The sequence below is a fragment of the Kitasatospora sp. NPDC057595 genome (genome assembly GCF_042800875.1).
GTDB lineage: Bacteria > Actinomycetota > Actinomycetes > Streptomycetales > Streptomycetaceae > Kitasatospora.
In genome coordinates this window covers 1-4,406 of record NZ_JBHVGL010000054.1, presented here as the reverse complement: position 1 = coordinate 4,406, position 4,406 = coordinate 1, and the positions used below count along the sequence as shown (strand labels likewise).

The following is a 4,406-nucleotide window of genomic DNA, read 5'->3' as shown; positions in this document are numbered from 1 at the left end:
CCAGGCCGTTCCGCCGTCGGCCATGTGCCGGGCGACGGCGCGTGCGATCTCGTCGGCGCGGGTGGCCCGGATCTTGGCCGAGCACACCGGGCAGGCCCAGATGGAGCCGCAGGAGCAGAAGCCGGACCAGTGGGCGACGCCAGCGTTGACGACGACCGCCGCCAGGCCGTCGCCGACGTTCCCGTTGGTGGTCCGGCCGCACTTCTTGACGCGCGGGATCGTGGTGATCCCCCAGAGGACTTGCCGCTGTGCGAAGCGCTTCCCACGGCGATCCTGCCGAACGGCCGATTCGGCCTCTGAGCTGGGAAGTTCTTGGATGTGGGAAACATTATTCGCGTTGTACCTAGAAGGGCCGTCCGCCAGGCCGCCAGAGGCGGCCCGGCTGCCCCTCCTGCCTTCGGCCCGGGGCTGCCGGGAGACCTGGCGACCGGCCGTGGCCGTGAGGGTCCTGCGGACCTGTTCCGTGATCAGCTCTTCGGCCTCGATCACACCGGCCTGGTCGTCTCGACCGGTGTCGGCGGTCTGCCCTACGCTGTCCATGGACGTTCTCCGTTCGTGCTGTCAGAGGCGGGGCGGAGACCAAGGGGCCCGAAGCGTCACCAGCGCTTTCGGGCCCCCTTTGCGTCTCTCGTGCGATCCTGTCCTCAGTGGCCGACCGGCGTGATACGAACACGCCGGGCGGTCACTTCGCGTTCTGCTGGCCCATCAGGCTCTTGATGACGAGCCAGCCGATGGCCGCCGAGATGGCTGCGATCCCGACCGCCACCGCGACGACGGCGACGGCCAGGAGGAGGGCGACGACCAGGACCCCGGCCCCGGCCCCGGCGATGAGCTGTCCGGAGTGCTGACGGAGCCAGGAGGGCGCGGGGGCAGCCTGCTGGACCACGACGTAGGCCGGGGGCTGCTGGAGGCTCTGAGGGGCGCTGAGGGCCTGTCCGGGGCCGATGTGGATCGGGGTCGGGGTGTAGACGGGCGGGGGCTCGTACGCGGTCATGACGCCTTCCTCCTACGGGTCGTCTTCGGGGCTTCCTTCTGGAGCGGCACGGTTGTGCCGGCCGAATCGGCGGAGACGTCTCGGACGGTGGGGGCAGCCGCGGGAATGACGTCGGCGCGGTAGCCGATGGACGCGGCGACGAGCTGGAGCATGGCGGCCTCGTCGATGTCGCCCACCCGGACGCGGTCGTAGCGGCCGGAGAGTCCGGGCACCCCGGTGACGACGCAGACCCCGGCGAAGCGTTCCTTGTCGATCAGGGTCGTGGGCTGGTTCTCCTCGTCCTTGCGGATGCCGTTGCCCAGCGCGGCCTCTGCCCCGTCGATGGTGAAGGTGGCGAAGCAGACGCCGACTTCGAGGTTGTCGCGGACGGCGGTCGGGATCGCGTCCGAGGTCTGCTTCTGGGTGCCGACGACGGGGATCACGCCGAGGCCGCGACCTTCCTTGGCGACCGTCCGCATGAGCCGCTGGTTGGCCTCGATGAGTTCCTTGTCCTTGCCCTTGAGCCCGGCCGCGTCGATGTAGTTGTGGCACTCGTCCATGAGCACCAGGACCAGCGGGATCGTGACGGTCGGTCCGGCCTTCCAGAACTTGTGCGTCCCTCGTTCGGCCACGAGCTGTGAGGGCCGGTCCTTGATCAGCCGGACGAGTTCGGTCAGGCGCTGATGGGCGGTCTCGGGGTTGTCCCCGACGATGAACATGGCCCGCTGGCCGACCTCTCCCCAGTCGCCGTATCGGGGGTCGCTGGTCTTGCCGTCGAACACGGCGAACTGGACCTCGGGCCGCCGAGCGAGGGAGGCGAACCAGCCGAGCATGAGCATGGTTTTGCCGTAGCCCGGCATGCCGGCCACCTTGATGCCGGACAGCTCTCGGAGCGGGATGACGAGGTCGCGGGCCCAGGGGTTGCGGCCGAGCGGGAGCACCCAGTCGTCCCCGGCCGGGAAGGCGTACGGGAAGTGCTCGTCCAGCGGGTTGCCGACGAGGCCGCGAAGCTCGACCACACCGGGGGCGACGCGCTGGACCTCGACCGTCTGGCAGCCCCAGGAGTCGGCCAGCCACCCGGCTGCCTTCTCGTACTCCTCGATGCCGACCTTCGGGATCGTGGCGGCGCGGACCCGGATGCCCCAGGGCTCGGGGTAGACCCGGATCTTCGGGACGACGGTGATCGGCTTGACCGGCTTGCCGTCCATGCCCTTGCGGCCCTTGGTGTTCTCGTCCACGCGGGCGAGGCCGAGGTTGGGGGCGAGGCGCTTCCACCGGAGCGAGATCCGCCAGGCGTGCCGCATCCGGCGCCGCTGGAGCGGGGTTGCGCGGAGGTAGCGGTAGGTGGTGATCAGGAGCCGAGCGGCCCCCCAGCCGACCAGGGCCACGAGGGCAACCAGGGCGATCAGGGGGGCCGCGTTCAGCCCGTCCAAGACGGAGGAGGTCACGGTCAGCCCTCCGACTTCCGGCCGGACGGGACGGCGGAGATGGCGCGGACCTCGTCGGCCTGGTACCAGGCCGTGCCGCCCACGATCCGCTCGTTGCCGTTCTTGTCGGTCCGCTTCTCGGCGGGGCTGACGCCCACACGGAAGCCGACGAGCTCGACGGGGGTCGGGCCGCCGAGGGTCTGGGCGGGGTCCTGGTGGGACGCGATGCCGATCTTGAGGATCTCGTTCTCGACGCGGCCGAACTGCTGGAAGGTGGCGACGACCTGGACCTCCCACTTCGGGATGCCGTCCTTGGTCGTGTCCTGCTTGTCGTTGTTGCCGAAGACGGTCTTCGGGGAGCTGCTGAGGAACATCAGCATGTTGAAGCTCTTGGCCTGGTCAACGAAGAAGATCGCGGGCATGGGGGCCTCTTTCTGACGTGTCGTCATGTGACGAGTGGGTGACTACGTGCTGTGCTGTGCTCTACCCTGAACCCAGTCAACGGGGATTGTCAACTGGTTTGTGGATTGCATGGAGGAGTTCCCTATGTCGGCCGTACCGAAGAAGACTGCTGATCAGGCCAAACGGCAGCTCGAACGTCTCCGGGACCTGGCGGTGTACGGGCTGACGGCGGATCAGGCGAACCGGCCGGACGCGGCGGAGTGGTACCGGACGATCCTCCGTGCTGCCTCTGACATCCGGGAGGAGAGTCGATCACTGGAACGAACCCTGTCGGATGAGGCCCTGGAATCCAAGTGCCTTTCTCCGACTGAGGTTTCGCGGGCGGCGAAGGTCTCGACTGCGGCCCTGTACAAGCGGAGGAAACAGGATGGCTGATGAAAGTCAATTAGGCCCCCGTCCGAATTGGGCGGGGGCCTTTTTGGTGGGACCGGGCCTGAGAAAGTCTTTACCGAAAGCTGATCAGCGGGGCCCCTCCGGGATCAAGAAAAGGGGCCGAGTGCCCACTTACGCGGTGAGGGCTTTCCAGCCCTCTCCATTGGTACAAGTGTAATGGCCCCTTTTCATGATCCCGCCCCGCAGATCACCTTTCGGCAAACACTTTCCCAACCCCTAGGAAGTTGGTCATCCTGCGGGAGCGTCGGGGCCCTTCTCGTAGACCAGGTGGTAGGCAGTCAGAAGGTTGACCAGCTCTGCGAATCCGCCGTTCTCGGCAGCGTCGAGGATGGCGGCCTGGAGGCCCGGCACCCGTCGCATGGCCCGGAGCGATTCGGCCGGCAGAAGTGCCCACGTCTCCCCGCCGACCTCTTCGGCCGCGACCTCTTCGTCGGTCAACTCCGGTTCGTCATCGAGGAGTTGGGCCCGCAGGCCGCGTGACCATGTGATCGCTCGTCGCCGGAAGGTCGCCTTCTCGTACTCGTGCCAGACCGGGACGACGGCGGCGTCTCCGGTGACGCGCAGGTATTCCAGCATCTCGAACGGGGCGAGGGTTCCGAGGCGTCCGGCCTTCATGTCGCCACGGGCCATTTCGTTGCCGAGGTGGCCTTTGCCTTCCTGGACCTTGGCGATATATTCACCTGCCTCTTCCGGGGTGGTGACCTTGGACCAGTTGACACCGTGTTCCTTGCTCGGCTCGTATCCCTTCTTCTTCATCCAGGCCCGCCAAACCTTGTCCCACCGGTGAATTGCGTAGGCGAGTTCGGGGCCGGTTTCCTCGTTGAGGAGGAGGACGACATGCAGGTGCGGATGCCAGCCGTTGCGGGTTCCGTAGGTGATTTCGAGCGAGCGGATATTGCCCCGGACTCCGAGCCGGTCGCGTTCTCCGAACACTCCCCGCTTCGGGTCACCGGCCCAGGCCCGGCCGGACATGAGCTGACGCCATCCGTTGGCGACCGCGTCGAAGAGGTCGGCAAGATCGTGATGCTTCTTGTGACGGGCCGTCAGGGTGACCATCCAGGCCGTTCCGCCGTCGGCCATGTGCCGGGCGACGGCGCGTGCGATCTCGTCGGCGCGGGTGGCCCGGATCTTGGCCGAGCACACCGGGCAGG

At 67.5% G+C, this 4,406-nt stretch carries 5 protein-coding genes and 1 pseudogene; 1 reads left to right on the top strand and 5 read right to left on the bottom strand.

What is annotated here, in order from left to right; genetic code table 11:
• The 4 genes and pseudogenes from ACFU9E_RS35280 to ACFU9E_RS35265 form a co-directional block, all read right to left on the bottom strand.
• Window positions 1-540: pseudogene (locus ACFU9E_RS35280) on the bottom strand (hypothetical protein); the annotation flags it as partial.
• Between the two features lie 142 nt (window positions 541-682).
• Entirely contained in the window at window positions 683-994 is a 312-nt protein-coding gene (locus tag ACFU9E_RS35275) for a hypothetical protein (protein WP_376947934.1), read from the bottom strand.
• Window positions 991-2,421: a hypothetical protein gene (locus tag ACFU9E_RS35270; protein WP_376947985.1), complete on the bottom strand. Its 1,431-nt coding sequence runs from the start codon at window positions 2,419-2,421 to the stop codon at window positions 991-993. The genes ACFU9E_RS35275 and ACFU9E_RS35270 overlap by 4 nt, the downstream gene beginning before the upstream one ends.
• A gap of 2 nt (window positions 2,422-2,423) precedes the next feature.
• Window positions 2,424-2,822, bottom strand: a complete 399-nt coding sequence (locus ACFU9E_RS35265) for a hypothetical protein (RefSeq protein WP_376947983.1) — start codon at window positions 2,820-2,822, stop codon at window positions 2,424-2,426.
• A gap of 124 nt (window positions 2,823-2,946) precedes the next feature.
• Here ACFU9E_RS35265 and ACFU9E_RS35260 point away from each other — a divergent pair, with 124 nt between their 5' ends.
• Window positions 2,947-3,237 (top strand): hypothetical protein, encoded by a 291-nt coding sequence (locus ACFU9E_RS35260; protein ID WP_376947939.1) that lies wholly within the window; start codon window positions 2,947-2,949, stop codon window positions 3,235-3,237.
• A 246-nt stretch (window positions 3,238-3,483) separates the two neighbouring features.
• On the opposite strand, the gene ACFU9E_RS35255 is transcribed toward ACFU9E_RS35260, so the two are convergent.
• The coding region (locus tag ACFU9E_RS35255) for a protein rep (RefSeq protein WP_380715677.1) at window positions 3,484-4,406 on the bottom strand (923 nt) is incomplete at its 5' end.

Coding starts and splice junctions, on each gene's coding strand:
- ACFU9E_RS35275 (WP_376947934.1), bottom strand. CDS start 994: ATGACCGCGTACGAGCCCCCGCCCGTCTACACCCCGACCCCGATCCAC.
- ACFU9E_RS35265 (WP_376947983.1), bottom strand. CDS start 2,822: ATGCCCGCGATCTTCTTCGTTGACCAGGCCAAGAGCTTCAACATGCTG.
- ACFU9E_RS35260 (WP_376947939.1), top strand. CDS start 2,947: ATGTCGGCCGTACCGAAGAAGACTGCTGATCAGGCCAAACGGCAGCTC.